Raw genomic sequence first — 19,440 nt, 5'->3', positions numbered from 1 at the left:
AAATGTGTAGTTCCGTGATAGCTCAGTCGGTAGAGCAAATGACTGTTAATCATTGGGTCCCAGGTTCGAGTCCTGGTCACGGAGCCAATTTCAAACCGGGGTATAGCGCAGTCCGGTAGCGCGCCTGCTTTGGGAGCAGGATGTCAGGAGTTCGAATCCCCTTACCCCGACCATTTTTGGGTCGTTAGCTCAGTTGGTAGAGCAGTTGGCTTTTAACCAATTGGTCGTAGGTTCGAATCCCACACGACCCACCATTTTTGAAACCAGTTAACGCTGGGATCAGATCTTAAGATCAGAGGCCAAAAGCACTGATCGAAGAAGGCGACTTGTAAAGGTCGCCTTTTTTTTACCGGGGTATAGCGCAGTCCGGTAGCGCGCCTGCTTTGGGAGCAGGATGTCAGGAGTTCGAATCCCCTTACCCCGACCATATTAAAAATCCTCGTATCGAAAGATACGGGGATTTTTTTTTGTCTGCCGAAAACGTGATTTTCTCAAGTCATGAGCATCACCGCTGGCCAAAGCCTTGCGTGGCATGGTGCGACGCTTTCAGCTTTAGATTTTCCAGACGCAAAAAAGCCGCGCTTTCTGAATGGAGAAGCGCGGCTGGTTCTCGGGTGCTTAGGCGCCGTCTTGGTCTTTCAAATGCTCGAACAGGCCTTTTGGCATTTTTTTGCCATTGGCTTCGAAGTTGGCTTTCACGTTATCGAAAGCCTCTTGTTCGTCGATGAAGCCGTCATGGTTGGTGTCGATCTTGTCGAAATTGGACTTCGGCGCCACTTTCAGGAATTCGGCACGGGATACCTTGCCGTCGTCATCAATGTCAGTTTTTGCCATCGAGGCATCGCCACACTTGCCTTCGCCACATTTGCCTTCAGGGGTCTTCACCACCTGTTCAGCCGAGGCCAGCAGGTAGCCTTGGGTCAGAGGTTGCGAAGCGAACACGGAACCGGACAACATCATGCCGCCGGCCAAAACAGCGCCGAGCAGACCAATAGTGTTTTTGGTGGTACGGGACATTTCAGATCTCCTGGGTTGCACGACACAACCGTTCGATAAAGGACGCCACGTGAGTGCGGCGACAAACCTGTGCAGGCGGGGTGCCTGTGCCGGGTGTGGCCATTTAGCGGGCGTGGTGTATCGCAACTGTGTCGCGCAAAGGGGAGTTTGTAAGCGAAGGGGATGAAACGGTTAGAGAGATACAGTGAGACACACAACTGCCCGAAAGTCGGAGCGGGGCGCCCCATTCGCGGGCAAGCCTCGCTCCTACAGTTCGGTGGTGACCTTGTAGGAGCGAGGCTTGCCCGCGAAGAGGCCCTAACTGACGCCGAAAATTTTAGTGCAGTTTGAGTCGGGGCTCAGTCCCACGCCCGATCTTGCTGCCCAGCATCAGCATCGCCGTGCGGAAGGCGCCATACAGCGCCATCTGGTGCATGCGGTACAGCGACACATAAAACATCCGCGCCAGCCAGCCTTCGAGCATCACGCTGCCGGTGAGGTTGCCCATCAAGTTACCCACAGCCGAAAACCGCGACAGTGAGATCAGCGAGCCGTAGTCGGTGTATTTGTACGCAGGCAGAGGCTTGCCTTCGATCCGCAGCTTCAGCGATTTGGCTAACAGCGAAGCCTGCTGATGCGCCGCCTGGGCGCGCGGCGGTACATTGCGATCGGTGCCAGGTTGCGGGCAGGCCGCGCAGTCACCGAAGGCGAAGATGTTCTCGTCGCGGGTGGTTTGCAGGGTCGGCAACACTTGTAGCTGATTGATCCGGTTGGTCTCCAGACCATCGATGTCCTTGAGGAACCCCGGTGCACGAATCCCGGCCGCCCAGACTTTCAGGCTGGCGTTGATGACTTTGCCATCGGCGGTAATCAGGCTGTCGGCCGTCACTTCACTCACGGCGGCATTGGTCATGACGTTGACCCCAAGCTTCTCCAGGGTTTTATGCACAGGCCCGCCGATACGTTCCGGCAATGCGGGCAGCACCCGTGGCCCGGCTTCGATCAAGGTAATGTGCATGTTTTCCGGTTTGATTCGGTCCAGGCCGTAAGCCGCCAGTTCATGGGCGGCGTTGTGCAGTTCGGCGGCCAGTTCGACCCCGGTGGCACCGGCACCCACGATGGCCACGCTGATCTGCTCGACCTTGTCGGTCTGCCCGGCGTGCGCGCGCAGGTAGTGGTTGAGCAATTGCTGATGGAAGCGCTCGGCCTGTTTGCGAGTGTCGAGGAACAGGCAGTGTTGCGCCGCGCCCTGAGTGCCGAAATCGTTGGTGGTACTGCCGACCGCGATCACCAGCGAGTCGTAACCCACTTCACGGGCTGGAACCAGTTCCAGGCCGGCTTCGTCGTAGGTGGCAGCCAACTGGATTTTCTTCTGTGCGCGATCAAGCCCGCTCATGCGCCCCAGCTGAAACTCGAAGTGGTTCCATTTCGCTTGGGCAACATAGTTGAGTTCGTCTTCGGAAGAGTTCAGCGACCCGGCCGCCACTTCATGCAACAGCGGTTTCCAGATGTGGGTCAGGTTCGCGTCGACCAGCATCACACTGGCCGTGCCGCGCTTGCCCAGAGTCTTACCCAGACGGGTAGCCAACTCCAGACCGCCGGCGCCGCCGCCAACGATGACAATACGATGAGTCATGGGGATATCTCGCAAGGCTAAAAGAAATCGGTGCAATTACCCGAGCGAGCGCGATGCAGCTCATAGCGTCAGGTAACTGATAAATCGGCTCAACAGGCCTAAACCAATGGTCACTGCCAACACCACCACCAGGAGCATCCACGGCCGGAAAGGCCGGCGCTCGACTTGGTGCTGGGACAGTTGCAGGTACTCTTCGACATGCTTTTGGTCGTCGGGGTTCAGGCGGCTGGTCATATTGGGCCTCGTCAGGGGGTAGACGTTGCTAAATGTGTAGAAGCTACAGCAGGCTGCTGTGTAACTCGTTAGCCCGCGTTGAACGGAGCATAGCCGCTGGCAGGAATGGGCTCGACGCTCACCGTATCGTCCAGGTGAATGATTCCACTTTGTAACACCCAGCGATCAACTCCTGCAACGGACTCACAGGCTGATCCCGACGTCGAAAACAATGCTGCGACCCAGGTTGCTGCGCAGGAAATCCGGGGCATCCGGGTGCGCGAACAGCACACGGGCGAAGGTCGGACCGACCAGCGACAATGAGCGCCAGCCCTGGCGCAGGTATTCGGTCGGTGGCGGGAAATGGCTGTTGAGGTCCAGTACTTCGCGCTTCAGGCTGGCGAAGGCGATGATGTCCAGTTCGCCCAGGTCCATGCCGCGTTCTTTGTAGTTGTGCGCTTTTTTGCGCAAGGTCGGCGCCAGTCTCAGCAGAAACTCATTGGCCGGGATGCGCCGGGGCTTGGCCTCGCGGCGCACCAGTGAACTCAGAGAAAACGCGCTGCGCCGGCGTTGCAGCTCATCGCGCCATTCATCGTTGAGGCGTCGGCCTTCATCGAGCACGAAAAACACTTCGAAACTGGCGTCACGAAACAGCACGTCCGGTGGCTCCCCGGCCGGGGCGAATTCGTCAGCGCGATAGGGAATGTTCAGGCCTTGCAGCAGGCGCTGACAGACCCAACGCTCACGCTCCCATTTGCGGGCATTGGACAGGAACGCGTTGGCTTGCTCGGCCGCGATGGTCAGCAGGCGTAAATAATCTGAGTCATCCATAAGCCCAAGCTTAGCGTTCAAATGCGATCGCAAAGAAGACAGTTTATCGGAGAGGGTCAGATCTGCCGGGTCTGCGGCGCGCCATGCCCGCAACAATCCGCATCCCGCGCCCGGTTCAGGGCATTGCACAAAACGGATAGCGATCTGCGCAAAGCGGATATTGCCCCGTGCCTGGCGACTCTACCCTCGGCTGTACGGACGTGAGCCGTGTTACCGACGCTTTTAAAAAATAACAACAAGAGATAAATGCCATGCGCAAGATCGACGTACATGAGGTTATCGACAACGCACGATTCAACCGCTTTCACTGGATGGTGCTGTTCTGGTGTGCCCTGATCATCATTTTCGATGGTTACGATTTGGTGATCTACGGCGTGGTGCTGCCGATGCTGATGAAAGAGTGGGGACTCAGTCCCCTGCAAGCAGGCGCACTGGGCAGTTATGCACTGTTCGGCATGATGTTCGGTGCGCTGTTTTTCGGTCCGTTGTCGGACAAGATCGGTCGCAAAAAAGCCATCACGATCTGCGTGATGCTCTTCAGCGGTTTTACCGTGCTCAATGGTTTTGCCCGTAACCCGACCGAGTTTGGCCTCTGCCGGTTCATTGCTGGCCTGGGCATTGGCGGGGTGATGCCCAACGTCGTGGCGCTGATGAACGAATACGCGCCGAAGAAAATCCGTAGCACGCTGGTGGCGATCATGTTCAGCGGCTACTCGGTGGGCGGCATGCTCTCGGCGGGGCTCGGTATCGTGCTGATCCCGAGTTTTGGCTGGCAATCGGTGTTTTACGTGGCGGTGCTGCCGCTGCTGTTGTTGCCGTTGATCATGTACTTCCTGCCCGAGTCGGTGGGTTTCATGCTGCGTCAGGGGCGCAATGAAGAGGCGCGCCACGTTCTGGAACGGATTGATCCGGCTTACGTCGCGCAAACCAGCGATCAGTTGCACATGAGCGAAGTGAAGGGCACCGGCACCCCGGTGTTGCAACTGTTTCGCGAAGGTCGTGCGCTGCGCACGCTGATGCTGTGGCTGGCGTTTTTCTGCTGCTTGCTGATGGTCTACGCCTTGAGTTCCTGGCTGCCAAAACTGATGGCCAACGCCGGTTACAGCCTGGGCTCGAGTCTGTCGTTCCTGCTGGTGCTCAACTTCGGTGCCATTTTCGGCGCGGTCGGCGGCGGTGTGCTGGGGGACAAACTCAACCTGCCGCGGGTGTTGGCGGTGTTCTTCGCCGTGGCTGCCGTGTCGATCACCTTGCTGGGTTTCAACAGCCCGATGCCGCTGTTGTACCTGCTGATCGCCATCGCCGGCGCCACCACCATCGGCTCGCAGATTCTGTTGTACGCCTGCGCCGCGCAGTTCTACTCCATGACCATTCGCTCTACCGGTTTGGGCTGGGCGTCGGGCATCGGGCGCAACGGTGCCATCGTCGGACCGCTGCTGGGCGGTGCTTTGCTCGGGATTAGCCTGCCGCTGCAACTGAATTTCATGGCATTTGCCTTGCCCGGTGCGGTGGCCGCGATCGCCATGACCGTGTTCGCCATCAGCAGTCGACGCAGTGCTAAACAAGCGCTGTCGGGCCTGCGCCACGGTTCGCCCGACGGGTCTGTTGGCGACGTTTCATGAGAGCGTTAGTCCGGGACTTTTCCCTGTCTGCGGCAGTCGCCGGATTTATCGCCACGGTGATTTCCTACGCAGGCCCATTGGTAATCATCTTTCAGGCCGCCGAGACCGCGCACCTCTCGCGGGAGGTGCTGTCTTCCTGGGTCTGGGCGATTTCCATCGGCAGCGCCGTACTCGGCATCGGTCTGAGCCTGCGTTACCGCGTCCCGGTGATCATCGCGTGGTCTGCGCCGGGTTCGGCGTTGCTGGTGGCGCTGTTGCCGGGAATCTCCATGCCGGAGGCGGTGGGTGCTTATCTGGTCAGCAGCCTGATTATCTTTCTGATCGGGGTATCGGGGACCTTTGACCGGATCATCAGCAAACTGCCCGCGGCGATTGCGGCGGCGATGCTGGCGGGAATTCTGTTCAGCTTCGGCGCCGGGTTGTTCGTCTCGTTGCAGGGCAAGCCGCTGCTGGTGTTGGCGATGTTTGCCACGTACCTGATTTGCAAACGGGTGATGCCGCGTTATGCGGTGTTGATGGTGCTGCTGGTGGGCTGCTCCATCGCCTTTCTCACTGGTGATTTGCACCGCGAAGCGCTGGTGATCGGCTTGGCCACGCCGGTATGGATCACGCCCGCGTTCAGCCTGAGCGCGACCCTGAATATCGCCTTGCCGCTGGTGATGGTGGCGCTGACCGGCCAGTTTGTTCCCGGCATGGCGGTGCTGCGGGCCAGCGGTTACCCAACGCCGGCAAGCTCGATCATCGCCAGCAGTGCGTTGGGCACAGCGCTGTTGGCACCGTTCGGTTGTCACGGGCTGAATCTGGCGGCAATCACCGCGGCGATTTGTACCGGGCGCGAAGCCCATGAAGATTCCGGCAAACGCTATGTGGCCGGGGTTGTGGGCGGGCTGTGTTACCTGGTGCTGGGGATCTTCGGCGCCACCCTGGTTTCACTGTTTTCGGCGTTCCCCAAAGAACTGATCGCAGCCTTGGCCGGGCTGGCGCTGTTTGCTGCGATTGCCGGGGCATTGGCCGGCGCAATGGCCGTGCCGAGTGATCGCGAAGCCGCATTGGTGACCTTTCTGACCACCGCGTCGGGCATGTCGTTGTTGGGTTTGTCCGCTGCATTTTGGGGGCTGATTTTCGGCATGGTCACCCACGTGTTGTTAAACGCCCGTCGTCCCGTTCCCCGCCGCGAGTCCGCGGCGGCTGAAGCACTTCAACCTGTCGATCAATAAAAATAAGAGAAAAAACGATGAAACAGATTCTTCCAACAACCGGTTCAGTGTTGTCCATGGCTGTCGTCTCGAGTTTCTCCGCCGGTGCGATGGCGGCCGAGGGTGGCTTCATCGAAGACACCACGGCGACCTTGCAAGCGCGCAATTACTACTTCAGCCGGGACTTCTCCGACATCGTTGGGGCCAACCAACAATCGAAGGCTGAAGAGTGGGCGCAGGGCTTCATCCTCAACGTCAAATCCGGTTACACCCAGGGCCCCGTCGGTTTTGGTGTGGATGTCATTGGCCTGCTCGGCCTCAAGCTCGATAGCAGCCCGGACCGGGTCAATACCGGTTTGCTGCCGGTGCAGGATGACGGGCGCGCGGCGGATGATTACAGCCGACTGGAAGGCGCGTTGAAGGTGCGTTTCTCTAAAACCGAACTGAAGGTGGGTGAGCTGCAACCCAACTTGCCAGTGCTGGCCTTCAGCGATATCCGTTTGCTGCCGCCCAGCTATCAGGGCGCGAGCATCAGCTCGAACGAGATCAATGGCCTGACCTTACAAGGTGGCCACTTGAACTCGACCAGCCTGCGCAACGAGGCTGGCGACGAAAAGATGCAAGCCATGCTCGGTCATGTACCGCAGCGTCAGGTCAGCAGCGATGGCTTCAACTTTGCCGGCGCCGATTACGCTTTCAACGATAAACGCAGCTCGGTCAGCGCCTGGTTCGGGCAACTGGAAGATATCTACAACCAGCGCTTTCTCGGCCTCAAGCACAGCGAGCCACTCGGTAACTGGATCCTGGGCGCCAACCTTGGTTATTACGATTCGCGCGAAGACGGCAAAAAATTGCTCGGCAACATCGACAACCAGGCGTTCTTCTCTTTGCTGTCGGCCAAGCGCGGCGGCCACACGTTTTATCTCGGCTATCAGGGCATGTTCGGCGACAGCGCCTTCCCGCGAGTGTTTGCCAACATCTCACCGCTGGGCAACGAAGTGCCGACCTACGAGTTCGCCTACACCGATGAGCGCTCCTGGCAGGCACGTTACGACTACGATTTCGCGGCTCTCGGCGTGCCGGGGCTGACCAGCACCGTGCGCTACATCACCGGCAACAATGTCGATACCGGCAAAGGGTTCGAAGGCAAGGACCGCGAGCGTGATCTCGATCTCGGCTATGTGCTGCAGAGCGGCAGCCTCAAGGGCCTCGGGATTCGCGTGCGCAACGTGATGGCGCGCTCCAACTACCGCAGTGATATCGACGAGAACCGTCTGATCCTCAGCTATACGTGGACACTGCTATGAGGCGCAGATCACAGATTGCTCATGCAGCTACCCATCACCTGATACGTCACGCGATGAGTCTGGCCCTGATGATCGATGTAGACCATGGTCGCTGGCACAACGTCGCAGGCCGTTGCGGTGTCTGTCACTGAAACCACTTCGGCGATGTCCAGCGGCTGTGCCGGGTTGTACGAGGTAGCGGTGGGTTCGTTGCCGGCGGCCATGGCCGAGGTGGCGACAACGGTCAGAAACAGGCTGATCAGGGTTTTCATTTTTGTGGGCTCGGGGTTGGTTCTGATGGTTGAAGTTTAGTCTTTGGCTGGGAGTGATAAAGGGGGCTGGTTTTGATTCAGCGTTGCAGGAAACGTAACAATCGCTGTTTTTGAATGCGGGCATATCCGTTTCTGCGGTAACGGCTTCTGGCGGTTTCGCTTTTACAGCGAGTCACTTGGAAAAGCCCCAAGTAACCAAGGGCTCTTGCCCCTTTCGTTCGGTGCCTCGCCTAGGCTCGGCATGCCCTCGCTCCGGTCCTGCTCCGTGGGCCCGCCGCCATCGGCCATCCATGGCCGGGGGCGGCTAACCCGGCATCCATGCCGGGTTGCCCACTGCGCAGAACCTCCACTCGGCCTCTCGAGGGGGCGTGCACCGCAAACGCCAAAGCGAGGCGGCCTACCGGCCGACCTGGCTTCAAGTGAACGTATTTCCCTGTAGGAGCGGTCGAGCGAAGCGAGGCTGCGATCTTTTGATCTTTTGATCTTGCCGTTGCCGTTGCCGTTGCCGTTGCTGTTGCTTTGCTTTGGCTTCAGATCTGCCGCCCCTTTCCCAGAGGCCGAACGCAGGCGTTGCGCAGGGGGCACCGCGGCAAGGATGCCGCGGTAGCCGCCCCCGGCCATGGATGGCCGATGGCGGCGGGCCCACGGAGCAGGACCGGAGTGAGGGCATGCCGAGCCTAGGCGAGGCACCGAATGGCGGGGCAAGAGCCCTTGGTTACTTGGGGCTTCTCCAAGTGACTCGCTGTAAAAGCGAAACCGCCAGCAGCCGCTACCGCAGCAACGGATATGCCCCAATCGTAAATCGACCCTCCGGAGCAAAGTCGAAGCCCATCCAAACCCCGGTGTAGACTGAGAACCTGTTCTCTTTCGGCAAGACAAGGGAGTGTGCCCAGCCATGATCGGCGCCGAGTTACTGTCACCTGAAACCCTCACGGCGGGGTGGTTGATCTATGTTTCGGTGCTGATCTGGGCCGTTGCGCGAGCACCGTGGGTCGAACTGTTCAGCGACAGCCGCCGCCAGCATCTGTTGTTTGGCACGGTGTTCGCGCTGTTCATGCTCTGGCTGGTGCGACAAGACTTCGACACCGGCGTGTCCTACCACTTTATCGGCATGACCGCCGTCACCCTGTTGCTCGACTGGCCGCTGGCAATTGTCGGCGGGTTGGTCGCGCAAGCGGGATTAGTGCTGCTCGGGCGACAAGATCTGGCGGCGATGGGGGTCAACGGGGCGCTGCTGATTCTGCTGCCGGTGCTGGTCACCGAGTGCTGCGCGATTCTGGTGGAGCGAGCGCAGCCGCGTAATCCCTTTGTGTATATCTTCGTGTCCGGTTTTTTTGCAGCGGCGCTGTCGGCGTTGCTGTGCCTGCTGTTGGCGCTGTGGTTGCTGTGGTTCAACGAACGTTTCGCCATGCCGTATTGGCTGGAAGATTTTGTCGGTTATCTGTGGTTGCTGATTTTCCCGGAAGCATTTATCAACGGCATGGTGGTCAGCGCGCTGGTGGTGTTTTGCCCCGAGTGGCTGGAAACGTTCAACCGCACGCGCTACCTTTCGGCGCCCTGGAAAGACGACGATCCCAAATCTTGATCCACATCAAATCCAAAAATCGCTCACGAATCCATGCTTGGGGAAACCTTCAGGAGCATCGAAATGAGTGTCTACGAATGGGCAAGGCAGGAGTTGCGCCAGAGTCTGGATGGGGCGCAGGAAGTGGGGTTTGATCCGGGGTTGAGCTTGCGCGCCTTGCTCAGCGCAGTGGTGCAACAGAGCAAGGCGGTGCGCAGCGCCGAAGACCTGGCCGATGAGTTGCGTTTTCTTGCGGAAAACCTCGATGACAACCAGGACTACGGTTTTATGCGGCCTTGAAGATCAGTGACGCGGGTCGAAGTCTTCGCTGAACAGTTCGTCTTCGGCATCCGGGCTGACTGGAATCTTGTGTTCTTCCGACGCCCAGGCGCCCAGGTCAATCAGCTTGCAACGGTCCGAACAGAAAGGCCGGAATTTGCTCTCAGGGCTCCATTCAACAGGGGCGCCGCAGGTTGGGCAATCGACGGTTGGGGTTTGGCTCATGACTGGCCTCCACACAAAGTAAGGTAAAAGTGATGCAGGCGTTCGACCTCGCTGTGCAGCCAGGCGAGGTCGCGGTCGTTGACCACCACCTCGTCGGCGTGGCTCACGCGGTCCTGTCGGCTGGACTGGGCCTTGAGGATCGCCTGGACCTGTTGCTCGCTGGTCTGGTCACGCTGCAGGGTGCGTTCGATCTGTAGCTGTTCGGGGGCATCGATCACCAGGACCCGTTGGACCATGGCGTACTGCCCGGACTCGATCAGCAGCGGCGAAACCAGAATCGCGTAAGGCGATTGTGCCTTGGCCAGATGATCGGCGATTTCCTTGGCGATCAGCGGGTGCAGCAGCGCTTCGAGCCAGCGGCGTTCCTCTGGTACTTCGAAGATCAGTTTGCGCAGCGCAGCGCGATCCAGTTGCCCGTTGGCTTGCAAGACGCCGGGGCCGAAGTGTTCGGCGATCGTTGCCAGCGCCGGGCGCCCCGGTTCCACCACCCAACGCGCCGCATGATCAGCGTCCACTACGTGCACGCCCAGGTCGATGAAGTGCTGGGCCGCCGCGCTTTTGCCGCTGCCGATGCCGCCCGTCAGGCCGAGAATCCAGGGTTTTTCCACAGGGGTATTCATTTCAAACCGACAAACTGCCAATAGAAGTCCGTTATTTGACCACCCCAGAGCAAGGCAATCCAGCCGGCAATCGCCAGAAAGGGTCCGAAGGGGATCGGTGTCGACGTTTTCTCGTTGCGCAGGCGCAGTAAAATCACCCCGATGATCGCCCCCACGAGCGATGACAGCAGGATAGTCAGGGGCAAAATCTGCCAGCCACCCCAGGCGCCGAGCATTGCCAATAATTTGAAATCGCCGTGGCCGATGCCGTCCTTGCCGGTGATCAGCTTGAACAGCCAGAACACCGACCACAACGCCATATAACCGGCCACCGCGCCCCACAATGCGTCATGCAGGGACACGAAGAGCTCGAAGCTGTTGACGATCAGTCCCAGCCACATCAGTGGCAGCACCAGCACATCCGGCAGCAATTGATGCTCGGCATCGATCAGGCTCATCGTCAGCAACCCCCAGCTCAGGACCAGCGCCATGCAGGCCTGCCAGCCGAAACCGAAATGCCACGCGATGAGCACCGAGAGCAGACCGCACGCCAGTTCGGTCAGCGGGTAGCGTTTGCTGATCGCTGCCGCGCAGTTCGAGCACCGACCCCGTAAAAACAGATAACTGAGCAGCGGAATGTTTTCCCAGACGCGGATTCGATGGCCGCAATGAGGGCACTGGGAATGGGGGAGCATCAGGTTGAAGGTCGGCAGCGGTGTCTCGCTTGGCAAGCCCAACACGTCATGAGCCTCCTGACGCCATTCGCGGTCAAGCATTTTTGGCAGGCGCCAGACCACCACGTTGAGAAAGCTGCCAATCAGCAGGCCGACCAACATGGCTGCGATCACGAAGACCAGCGGGTAGAGGGTCAGAATGTCGTTCAAGGGCATGTCAGATCGCTGAGCCAAGTTGGAAGATGGGCAGGTACATCGCAACCACCAGGCCGCCGACGATAACACCCAGCACCACCATGATGAACGGCTCCATCAGGCTGGTGAGGTTATCAACCATGTTGTCCACTTCGTCCTCGTAGAAGCTCGCGACTTTGTCGAGCATGTCGTCCAGTGCGCCGGACTCTTCGCCAATGGCGGTCATCTGAATCGCCATGTTGGGAAAGATGCCGGAGGTGCGCATGGAAAAATTCAGCTGCATGCCGGTGGATACGTCCTGCTTTATACGCAGCACCGCACGCTTGAATACGATGTTACCCGTCGCGCCGGCCACCGAATCCAGGGCTTCCACCAGCGGCACCCCGGCGGCGAAGGTGGTCGACAGTGTGCGGGCGTAACGGGCCACGGCAGACTTGTACATCAGCGTGCCAATCAACGGCAGTTTCAGTAACCAGGTGTCCATCCAGTCCCGGAAGCCCTGCGACGTTTTAAAGGCGTGGCGCACGCCGAAGATCAACGCGATCAGCACGCCGAGCATCGCCCACCACCATTGCTGCATGAACTCCGACAGGCCGATGACCATCACGGTGAAGGCCGGCAATTCAGCACCAAACCCTTTGAACACCGACTCGAACTGCGGCACCACTTTGACCAGCAGAATCCCGGTCACAATGATCGCAACAAACACCACCGCCAGCGGGTAGGTCATGGCTTTCTTGATCTTGGCCTTGAGGCTTTCGCTCTTTTCCTTATAGGTCGCCACTCTCTCCAACAGGGTATCGAGAGCCCCGGCCTGCTCGCCGGCATCGACCAGGTTGCAGTAGAGCTCATCGAAGTATTGGGGCTTTTTGCGCAGGGAAGCGGCGAAGCTGTTACCCGCCGCGACTTCCTGTTTTACCTCGTCTACCAGTGTGCGCATGGCAGGGTTATCAAAGCCTTCACCGATGATGTCGAAGGACTGCAACAGTGGTACACCGGCTTTCATCATGGTCGCCATCTGCCGGGTGAACAGGGCAATGTCCTGGGACTTGATGCGCTTGCCCATGTTGAAAATCGAAGTGGACTTCTTGCGTACCTTGCCGGGGTTTATGCCCTGCTTGCGCAACTGGGCCTTGATCAACGCCGGGTTCTGACCGCTCAACTCGCCTGTCATTTTGGTGCCTTTGCGGTCTGTACCTTCCCAGGTGTAGACGCCGATTTTTGCTGCTTTGACCGCCATATTCAGTCCTTGGTGACCCGGTTGATTTCTTCAAGGCTGGTGATGCCTTGCATGGCCTTGAGCAGGCCCGACGTACGCAGGTCGTTGAAACCGTCCTTACGCATCTGGATGTCGATTTCCAGTGAATTGCCTTCGGCCATGATCAGCCGTTGCAGGTCCGGGGTATTCTTCACCACCTCATAAATCCCTACTCGGCCTTTGTAACCGTTGTTGCAGTGATCGCAACCGACTGGCTCATAGATCGTGAATGAGCCGATGCGTTCCTCGGGGAAGCCTTCCTTGAGCAGCGCCTCCCGGGGGATTTCGATGGGTTTCTTGCAATGGCTGCACAATTTGCGCGCCAGGCGCTGGGCAATGATCAGGCTGATCGAGGTGGCAATGTTGAAACCCGGGATGCCCATGTTGTGCAGGCGGGTCAGGGTTTCGGCGGCGCTGTTGGTGTGCAGGGTCGACAGCACCAGGTGCCCGGTCTGGGCGGCCTTGATGGCGATTTCCGCGGTTTCGAGGTCGCGGATCTCGCCGACCATGATCACGTCCGGGTCCTGTCGCAGAAATGAGCGCAGCGCCTGGGCGAAGTCCATTCCCTGTTTTGGATTGACGTTGACCTGGTTGATGCCTTCCATGTTGATCTCCACCGGGTCTTCGGCGGTGGAGATGTTGATGTCCACAGTATTGAGAATGTTCAGCCCGGTGTAGAGCGACACGGTTTTGCCCGAGCCGGTGGGCCCGGTCACCAGAATCATCCCCTGTGGCTGCTTGAGGGCGGCCATGTACAGGTCTTTCTGATCGGGCTCATAGCCGAGGGCGTCGATGCCCATCTGAGCGCTGGACGGGTCGAGGATCCGGATCACCACTTTTTCGCCCCACAGGGTTGGCAGGGTGTTGACCCGAAAGTCGATGGACTTACTCTTGGACAGGCGCATCTTGATCCGCCCGTCCTGGGGCCGGCGCCGTTCGGAGATGTCGAGGCTGGCCATGACTTTCAGCCGCGCGGCGATGCGATTGGCCAGTTGAATCGGTGGTTTGGCGACTTCACGCAAAATACCGTCGGTACGCATCCGCACGCGGTAGGTTTTTTCATAAGGTTCGAAATGCAGGTCGGAAGAGCCGCTTTTGATCGCGTCCAGCAACATTTTGTGGACGAAGCGCACCACGGGCGCATCGTCGGCATCCTGGCCGGCGATGGCGTCCTGTCTGTTGTCATCGATCGACTCGATGTCCACGCCATCGAGGTCAACGTCGGCCATGTCTTCCAGGCCGGTACTTGGGCTGTCGAAGAATTTTTCGATGGCATCAGTGAGTTTGTCGTCTTCGACCAGAATGGCTTCGGTATTGAGCCCGGTGCTGAACTGGATATCGTTAATGACCTGGTGATGGGTCGGGTCGGAAATCCCCACGAACAGTTTGTTGCCGCGTCGCCAGAGGGGCAGGGCGTGGTGCTGGCGGATCAGTTTCTCGCTGACCAGACCCTTGGGTTGGGTTTCCTTGTCCAGGCAATCGAGGTCGAGCAAGGTCATGCCGAAGTGTTCCGACGCGATCTCGGCAACCTGGCGGCTTTTCACCAGCTTGTTCTGCACCAGGTAGCTGACGAGGGGGGTTTTATCACGTTGGGCTTGCTGATACGCCTGTTGCGCGCTTTTGTCAGTGAGCAGCTCGGCCAGGACCAATTGCTTGGCCAGACCGCTAAGGGCGATGTCATTCATGGGGATACCGGACGCAGACAGTTCATGACTTATAGCCTAGTCAAGCGGAGTAACCAAACCAGCGACGTTCAGGTGACAAAAAGTGTCAGATAGTGCGGATTCTGGGGGTAGGAAAGGACTGTGTGTCGCTCGCACGCCCCGCCAACACGGGGCGAAGGGCTTGGCATGGGCTGTGCTGCGGCTAGTTCAGATCATGAGATTTCGACTCATGCATGGAGCTTGTCTTTGAATACTCAAAAAGGTTTTACCTTGATCGAACTGCTGATCGTGGTGGCGATTATCGGAATTCTGGCGACGTTTGCGTTGCCGCAATATTCCAAGTACCAGGCCCGGGCCAAAGTCACGGCGGGGCTGGCTGAGATTTCTGCGTTGAAGGTTCCGTTTGAGGATCTTATGAATCAAGGGACCGATGTGACACTGGATAAGATCGGTGGTGCCTTAACGACCTCCAACTGTACAACGTCAGCGACCGGCAAAGCGGCTGACGGTACAGGCTCTATCGCTTGCAAAATTCTTAATGCTCCGGGTCCGGTGTTGAATAAGTCCATTACCCTGACGCGCGCGTTGACTGGCTGGACATGCACCACCGAAGTCGATGCGGAATATGCGCCTAAAGCTTGCACCGCTGCCGCTGCCCCCGCCGCATAAGGCTGAGTCATTGCCGTGTGGCCAATGCCCCGCCTTGCGGGGCATTTTTTTGTTCGCCGTTTGGGGCAAATGCGAGTAATTGAGAAAACTTCCAACAATTCATGGCCTTAGTCCGGCGGCAAAACCCGCAACTTGCATGTCGATAATTTCCAAGTCATGCAATTTGCATGATTACGAAAATTAGGTGTCTTTGTAAACTATTGATTTATATGTATTTATTGACTGTCTCAAAGTTGGCATAGCGTTCGCAATATCTCCAGTAACCCTGCTGACAAGACACGCAGCAGACTTTATGAAAAACAGGAGTTACTCGTATGAAGAAGTTCGCTATCGCTGCCGCTACTGCTACCGCGTTGACCCTGACCATGGCCAACGTCGCATTTGCACAGACCACCCAAACCACCCAGGCTCCGATGACTCTGGCGGCGGGTGAAGTCACCAAAGCCAAAGAAGCTACTTCCGATACCTGGATCACCACTAAAGTCAAAGCCGACCTGGTGACGGAAAAAGGCATTCCTGGCACCGACATCAAAGTCGAAACCAACAAAGGCGTAGTGTCTCTGTCGTCCACCGTTGCGGTAACTGACGCTCAGAAAGCCACCGCCGTGGCTATCGCCAAGAAAATCAAAGGCGTCCAGGCTGTTTCCGCTGACGGCCTGAAAGCCGAGTAAGGCAAGACTTCTCGCCTGGACTGGGAGAAGGCGCGACAGGCGGGCCGAGCAATACGTCTGCCGCTTCTGGAGAGTTCATGCGAAAGGCCATAAGGATGTGGCCATTACAGGCCTCGGGCATTCGTGTCAGGGGCCTGTTCTATTTGTGAGCGACGCAAAACAACTGTGGGAGCGAGCTTGCTCGCGATTGTGGTCTTTCATTCAACATAGGTGTCGAATGTTAGTCAGCAATCGCGAGCAAGCTCGCTCCCACATTGACTGGGGCTTACATAAGATTGTGGTGGGTTCAGTTACCGCGCTTGCTGGTGATCTGCTTCAAACGATTACCTTCAAAACGCAGGTACTGGTACATCCCGCCGTTGGGTCCGTAGGTCCATTCCTCGACTTGAAACTCTTCCCGTCGGTTAGCGCTGCGCTTGTAGCCCAACAGATCACGGCTGACCGGTTCACCGCATTTGTGCAGCACTTCACTGGACCGGTCCCCGACACTGACCAATTGACTGCCGCAGCGCAGGGTATCGGCTGCCGAGGCCTGACTGGCGGCCATTGCCAGTGCCAGGCTCATCAGCCATTTCGCGCCCATCACTCGGCATCCAGATGCAACGGCGTAACCACCCGGCCGTCACTTTCCGCTTCGCCAAGGTTAGCGTCGATGAAGTACACGCGGTCATCGGCCAACTGAGCCTTGTCGACCAGATAGTCCTTGATGCTGCTGGCGCGTTCCTGGCCCAGCTGGCGTAAGAGAACGTCGCTGGAACTCCAGAACTTGATCACGCCCTCGCGCATTTTTGCAGTGCGTTCTTCCTTGCCCAGGTCCTTCCATTCGGCAGGAGGTTGAGTTTTCAGGCGCGTGCGGTAGATCCCTTCCAGCAGCGGACCTTTCTCGCTGTCCGGCACTTGCACCAACGAAGCCTGGGCCGGCACCTTGTCACCGCGGCGCTGGAGCATCTTGTAGTAGTTGTATTGGTATTCCCGTTCCAAACGTTGCTCGGCGATCAGCGGGCCATCGCTGCTTGCGGCAGCCGTGCCTTCGATTTCCAGGCGCAAGGCCGGACGTTCCTTGAGGGCCTGGGACAGTTTGACCAACGAACCCTCGGTCTCCTTGCTCAGGTCGCTTGAACCTGGCGCAAACGAGACAGTGCCCAAATCTTGCGAACCACCGCCACTGACCAACCCGCCAATCATTTTGAACGGCGCCGCGGCGGCTTTGACGATCAGGTTGCGCAGGGTCTGCCAGACAATCGGCATGATGCTGAACTGCGGGTTGTTCAGGTCGCCGGTCACCGGTAGCTCAATGGAGATTTTGCCGTCGACGTCCTTGAGCAACGCGATCGCCAGTTTCAGCGGCAGGCTCACGGCGTCCGGACTGTCAACTTTCTCCCCCAGTTGCAACTGCTCGACCACCACTTTGTTTTCGGCCTTGAGCTGGCCCTTGGTGATCAGGTAGTGCAGGTCGAGATTGAGTCGGCCCTTGCGGATTCGGTAGCCGGCGAACTTGCCGGAGTAGGGCGTCAGCGTGGTCAGTTCCACCCGTTTGAAGCTGGTGGTGATGTCGAGGCTGGCCATCGGGTCGAACGGATTGACCGAGCCCTTGATGGTCACCGGCGCATAGCGGTCGACCTTGCCTTTGATGTCCACGGTCGCAGGTTTCGCCTGACGGCTGTCGATGGTGCCGATCTGCCCGTTGAGCTGTTGAACGGCAGTGGCGAAGTTCGGGGTCAGGCTGAAGTCGGCGAAGTTGGCCGAGCCGTCATTGATGGCAATGCCGCCAATGTGGATGCCCAGCGGTTTTTCCTTGCTGGCAGGTTTGACCGCCGCGGTCTTGGCACCGGAGTCGACCGGTTGCGGGATCAGCAAGTCATCGACGTTAGTGGTGCGGTCATCATTAATCATGAAGCGCGCATAAGGCTGGAACAGGGTGACCTTGTTGATCGACAGACTATCGCCGTGTTGATAATTCAGGCCTTCGAGCACCAACTGCTGCCACTTGAGAAAGTCGCGGGTTTTGAGGGTATCGAGGGTATGCAGTTGATCGACCTGGGCTTTGCCTGTGACGCTGAACGCCAGCGGCTCGGTGCTTTTCAGATCGACCGCCAGATCACTGCCAAGCATGCCGCTGCGCAGTTCCAGGCGAATGAACGGGTTGATGTAGGACTGGGCCACGCGCAGGTCGATGTCCTTGGTCTGCACGTTTAACTTGGCGCTGACGGGGGCGAGATTGACTACGCCATCTGCCGTGATCTTGCCTTGCTTGCCCAGACCGGTGTCGAGCCTGAGGTTAAAAGGCGAGCCATTCAGGCTGTCGAAATTCTGCAGGTCCAGGTTCAACGGGCCGACATCCAACGCGACGGCGGGTTGCGCCTTGCGATCAGCCAGATGCACTTGGTAATTGCGCAGTTGCACGTCTTTGAGCAGCACTTGCCATGGCTTGCTCGGTGGCGCCGGGTCGGGTTTCGGTGAATCGGCAGCTGCCGGGGTGCTGGCCGGTTCGGCGTTGGCCTTGGCGGCCGGTTTGGACGGTTGGCTGGCGAACAGTTTCTGCCAATCGAGTTGCCCGTCGGCTTCGAGGGCGGCCCAGGTTTCCAGTTTCTGGCTACGGATCTTGCCGACGACCACTTGCTGCTTGGCCAGGTCGACGGTGGTTTCGCTGATGTCCAGGCGCTCGAGTTTCGCCAGCGGTCGACCGTCTGGTGCTTTGATCGCGAACGGCGCGATGCTGACGGCGACGTTGCTCAACAGCAGTTCGGTTTCCTTGGACAGGTTGAGTTTGTAGTCGGTGCTGAGGCTCATGACGCCGTCTTCGAGTACCAGTGGCACCGAGTCACGCACATAGGGCCAAAAGGATTTCATCTTGCCATCGGTGATTTTCAGCTTACCTTCGGAGGCGATCGGGATCAGGCTGAAATTTCCGGTCCAGTCAAGCTGCCCGCCTCCCGGGCCAACGGCCATCAAGGTCATGTCGGCACTGTCTTCTGGCAGGGTGCTGAGGTTCTTCAACTCGAAATCGAGTTTGTCGTAGAGGAATTCAATGGGCTCGCTGGGCCGCGCATCCTGGAAGTGCACATAACCACTGGCGAGTTTGATGCGCTCGATGCGCAACGGGAACGGTTTGGCGTTCGGGTCGGCGGGTGTCGGCTCGCTTGCGGGGATTTTGAACAGGCCAAGCAGATTGAGCTTACCGTCCTTGCCGAAGAGGATTTCGGTTTTGGGTTTGTCTATTTCTATATCGGACAGGTGCAGCGCCTTGGTCCAGAGGCTGTCGATCTGCAGGTTGGCGTACAGGCGCTCGAAGCCGACCTGTTCCTTGCCCGGCTCGCCGATGATCAGTCCCCAAAGGGTGACTTCAAGGCTGAACGGGTTGAGTTCGATCCGCTGAATCGTGGCGGGCGTCGTCGCGTAACTGGCCAATTGTTGGTTGGCCACCCTTAACGCGATGCCCGGCAAAATCAGAAACCCCAGCAGGCTGTAGAGGGCTAGAGCGGTCAACAGAGCGCCAATAGCGCGAATCAATCCTTTGGGCATGTGCGGCTTCATCTGTCTGAATCGGAGTGCGTTGGAGTATGGCACGCGTTTCCGGTTCCGAAGTGATCATG

The 19,440-nt window shown here is 58.4% G+C and carries 19 protein-coding genes, 4 tRNA genes and 1 pseudogene; 11 read left to right on the top strand and 13 right to left on the bottom strand.

Annotation, left to right across the window (positions count from 1 at the left end; genetic code table 11):
* The first annotated feature begins 11 nt into the window (after positions 1 to 11).
* The 4 genes from ACYZT7_RS27895 (at position 12) to ACYZT7_RS27880 (ending at position 427) form a co-directional block, all read left to right on the top strand.
* A tRNA-Asn gene (locus ACYZT7_RS27895) sits at positions 12 to 87 on the top strand.
* Positions 88 to 96: 9 nt separating this feature from the next.
* Positions 97 to 173, top strand: a tRNA-Pro gene (locus ACYZT7_RS27890).
* A gap of 5 nt (positions 174 to 178) precedes the next feature.
* A tRNA-Lys gene (locus ACYZT7_RS27885) sits at positions 179 to 254 on the top strand.
* A 96-nt stretch (positions 255 to 350) separates the two neighbouring features.
* Positions 351 to 427 (top strand) — tRNA-Pro (locus tag ACYZT7_RS27880).
* Positions 428 to 618: 191 nt separating this feature from the next.
* Here ACYZT7_RS27880 and ACYZT7_RS27875 read toward each other — a convergent pair.
* From ACYZT7_RS27875 to ACYZT7_RS27855, 5 genes and pseudogenes are all read right to left on the bottom strand, one after another.
* Positions 619 to 1,017, bottom strand: coding sequence for an HvfA family oxazolone/thioamide-modified RiPP metallophore (locus ACYZT7_RS27875; RefSeq protein ID WP_462039020.1), 399 nt, complete (start codon positions 1,015 to 1,017; stop codon positions 619 to 621).
* A 316-nt stretch (positions 1,018 to 1,333) separates the two neighbouring features.
* Positions 1,334 to 2,632, bottom strand: a complete 1,299-nt coding sequence (locus ACYZT7_RS27870; protein WP_461974440.1) for an NAD(P)/FAD-dependent oxidoreductase — start codon at positions 2,630 to 2,632, stop codon at positions 1,334 to 1,336.
* A gap of 60 nt (positions 2,633 to 2,692) precedes the next feature.
* Positions 2,693 to 2,866, bottom strand: coding sequence for a DUF3094 domain-containing protein (locus ACYZT7_RS27865; protein WP_074870992.1), 174 nt, complete (start codon positions 2,864 to 2,866; stop codon positions 2,693 to 2,695).
* A 68-nt stretch (positions 2,867 to 2,934) separates the two neighbouring features.
* Positions 2,935 to 3,039 (bottom strand): annotated as a pseudogene (locus ACYZT7_RS27860) (MOSC domain-containing protein); the annotation flags it as partial.
* A 10-nt stretch (positions 3,040 to 3,049) separates the two neighbouring features.
* A complete protein-coding gene (locus ACYZT7_RS27855) occupies positions 3,050 to 3,676 on the bottom strand; it encodes a DUF1780 domain-containing protein (RefSeq protein ID WP_008154887.1) in 627 nt (208 codons plus the stop codon).
* Positions 3,677 to 3,927: 251 nt separating this feature from the next.
* On the opposite strand from ACYZT7_RS27855, the gene ACYZT7_RS27850 reads away from it, so the two are divergent.
* Genes ACYZT7_RS27850 through ACYZT7_RS27840 form a run of 3 tightly spaced genes read left to right on the top strand, consistent with a single transcriptional unit; the run spans position 3,928 to position 7,798 of the window.
* The gene (locus tag ACYZT7_RS27850) at positions 3,928 to 5,295 is read left to right on the top strand and encodes an aromatic acid/H+ symport family MFS transporter (RefSeq protein WP_462039019.1); all 1,368 of its coding nucleotides are present in this window, start codon (positions 3,928 to 3,930) and stop codon (positions 5,293 to 5,295) included.
* A complete protein-coding gene (locus ACYZT7_RS27845) occupies positions 5,292 to 6,512 on the top strand; it encodes a benzoate/H(+) symporter BenE family transporter (RefSeq protein WP_462039018.1) in 1,221 nt (406 codons plus the stop codon). The genes ACYZT7_RS27850 and ACYZT7_RS27845 overlap by 4 nt, the downstream gene beginning before the upstream one ends.
* Before the next feature lie 17 nt (positions 6,513 to 6,529).
* Positions 6,530 to 7,798: an OprD family porin gene (locus ACYZT7_RS27840; RefSeq protein WP_462039017.1), complete on the top strand. Its 1,269-nt coding sequence runs from the start codon at positions 6,530 to 6,532 to the stop codon at positions 7,796 to 7,798.
* Positions 7,799 to 7,806: 8 nt separating this feature from the next.
* Here the strand turns inward: ACYZT7_RS27840 and ACYZT7_RS27835 are convergent, their stop codons facing one another.
* The gene (locus tag ACYZT7_RS27835; RefSeq protein WP_462039016.1) at positions 7,807 to 8,049 is read right to left on the bottom strand and encodes a DUF2790 domain-containing protein; all 243 of its coding nucleotides are present in this window, start codon (positions 8,047 to 8,049) and stop codon (positions 7,807 to 7,809) included.
* 895 nt (positions 8,050 to 8,944) lie between these two features.
* Between ACYZT7_RS27835 and ACYZT7_RS27830 the strand changes: the two genes are divergently transcribed.
* Positions 8,945 to 9,634, top strand: a complete 690-nt coding sequence (locus ACYZT7_RS27830) for an energy-coupling factor ABC transporter permease (protein WP_462039015.1) — start codon at positions 8,945 to 8,947, stop codon at positions 9,632 to 9,634.
* A gap of 63 nt (positions 9,635 to 9,697) precedes the next feature.
* Positions 9,698 to 9,913, top strand: coding sequence for a hypothetical protein (locus ACYZT7_RS27825; RefSeq protein ID WP_449645896.1), 216 nt, complete (start codon positions 9,698 to 9,700; stop codon positions 9,911 to 9,913).
* A 3-nt stretch (positions 9,914 to 9,916) separates the two neighbouring features.
* Here the strand turns inward: ACYZT7_RS27825 and yacG are convergent, their stop codons facing one another.
* From yacG to pilB, 5 genes are read right to left on the bottom strand one after another with little or no spacing between them, the layout of a single operon-like run.
* Positions 9,917 to 10,117 carry a DNA gyrase inhibitor YacG gene (gene yacG, locus ACYZT7_RS27820; protein ID WP_253418608.1) on the bottom strand — a complete coding sequence of 67 codons (201 nt, stop codon included), beginning with the start codon at positions 10,115 to 10,117 and terminating at the stop codon, positions 9,917 to 9,919.
* Complete coding sequence (coaE, locus tag ACYZT7_RS27815) at positions 10,114 to 10,737, bottom strand: dephospho-CoA kinase (protein ID WP_462039014.1); 624 nt, start codon at positions 10,735 to 10,737, stop codon at positions 10,114 to 10,116. The genes yacG and coaE overlap by 4 nt, the downstream gene beginning before the upstream one ends.
* Complete coding sequence (locus tag ACYZT7_RS27810; protein ID WP_462039013.1) at positions 10,734 to 11,606, bottom strand: prepilin peptidase; 873 nt, start codon at positions 11,604 to 11,606, stop codon at positions 10,734 to 10,736. The genes coaE and ACYZT7_RS27810 overlap by 4 nt, the downstream gene beginning before the upstream one ends.
* A gap of 1 nt (position 11,607) precedes the next feature.
* Positions 11,608 to 12,825, bottom strand: a complete 1,218-nt coding sequence (locus ACYZT7_RS27805) for a type II secretion system F family protein (RefSeq protein WP_462039012.1) — start codon at positions 12,823 to 12,825, stop codon at positions 11,608 to 11,610.
* 2 nt (positions 12,826 to 12,827) lie between these two features.
* On the bottom strand, positions 12,828 to 14,528 hold the full coding sequence (gene pilB / locus ACYZT7_RS27800; RefSeq protein ID WP_462039011.1) for a type IV-A pilus assembly ATPase PilB: 1,701 nt from the start codon (positions 14,526 to 14,528) through the stop codon (positions 12,828 to 12,830).
* A 225-nt stretch (positions 14,529 to 14,753) separates the two neighbouring features.
* Here pilB and ACYZT7_RS27795 point away from each other — a divergent pair, with 225 nt between their 5' ends.
* Together ACYZT7_RS27795 and ACYZT7_RS27790 are read left to right on the top strand one after the other, a co-directional pair.
* A complete protein-coding gene (locus ACYZT7_RS27795) occupies positions 14,754 to 15,176 on the top strand; it encodes a pilin (RefSeq protein WP_462039010.1) in 423 nt (140 codons plus the stop codon).
* Between the two features lie 314 nt (positions 15,177 to 15,490).
* Positions 15,491 to 15,847 carry a BON domain-containing protein gene (locus tag ACYZT7_RS27790; RefSeq protein WP_462039009.1) on the top strand — a complete coding sequence of 119 codons (357 nt, stop codon included), beginning with the start codon at positions 15,491 to 15,493 and terminating at the stop codon, positions 15,845 to 15,847.
* A gap of 286 nt (positions 15,848 to 16,133) precedes the next feature.
* On the opposite strand, the gene ACYZT7_RS27785 is transcribed toward ACYZT7_RS27790, so the two are convergent.
* Together ACYZT7_RS27785 and ACYZT7_RS27780 are read right to left on the bottom strand one after the other, a co-directional pair.
* The gene (locus ACYZT7_RS27785) at positions 16,134 to 16,430 is read right to left on the bottom strand and encodes a DUF2845 domain-containing protein (protein ID WP_462039008.1); all 297 of its coding nucleotides are present in this window, start codon (positions 16,428 to 16,430) and stop codon (positions 16,134 to 16,136) included.
* Positions 16,430 to 19,381, bottom strand: coding sequence for a DUF748 domain-containing protein (locus ACYZT7_RS27780; protein ID WP_462039007.1), 2,952 nt, complete (start codon positions 19,379 to 19,381; stop codon positions 16,430 to 16,432). Before ACYZT7_RS27780 ends, ACYZT7_RS27785 begins: the two co-directional genes overlap by 1 nt.
* Positions 19,382 to 19,440 lie beyond the last annotated feature (59 nt).

It is taken from the genome of Pseudomonas sp. RT4P38 (assembly GCF_054897765.1).
Note: the sequence above shows the minus strand (reverse complement) of the source record. Positions and strands in the feature narration are given on the sequence as shown.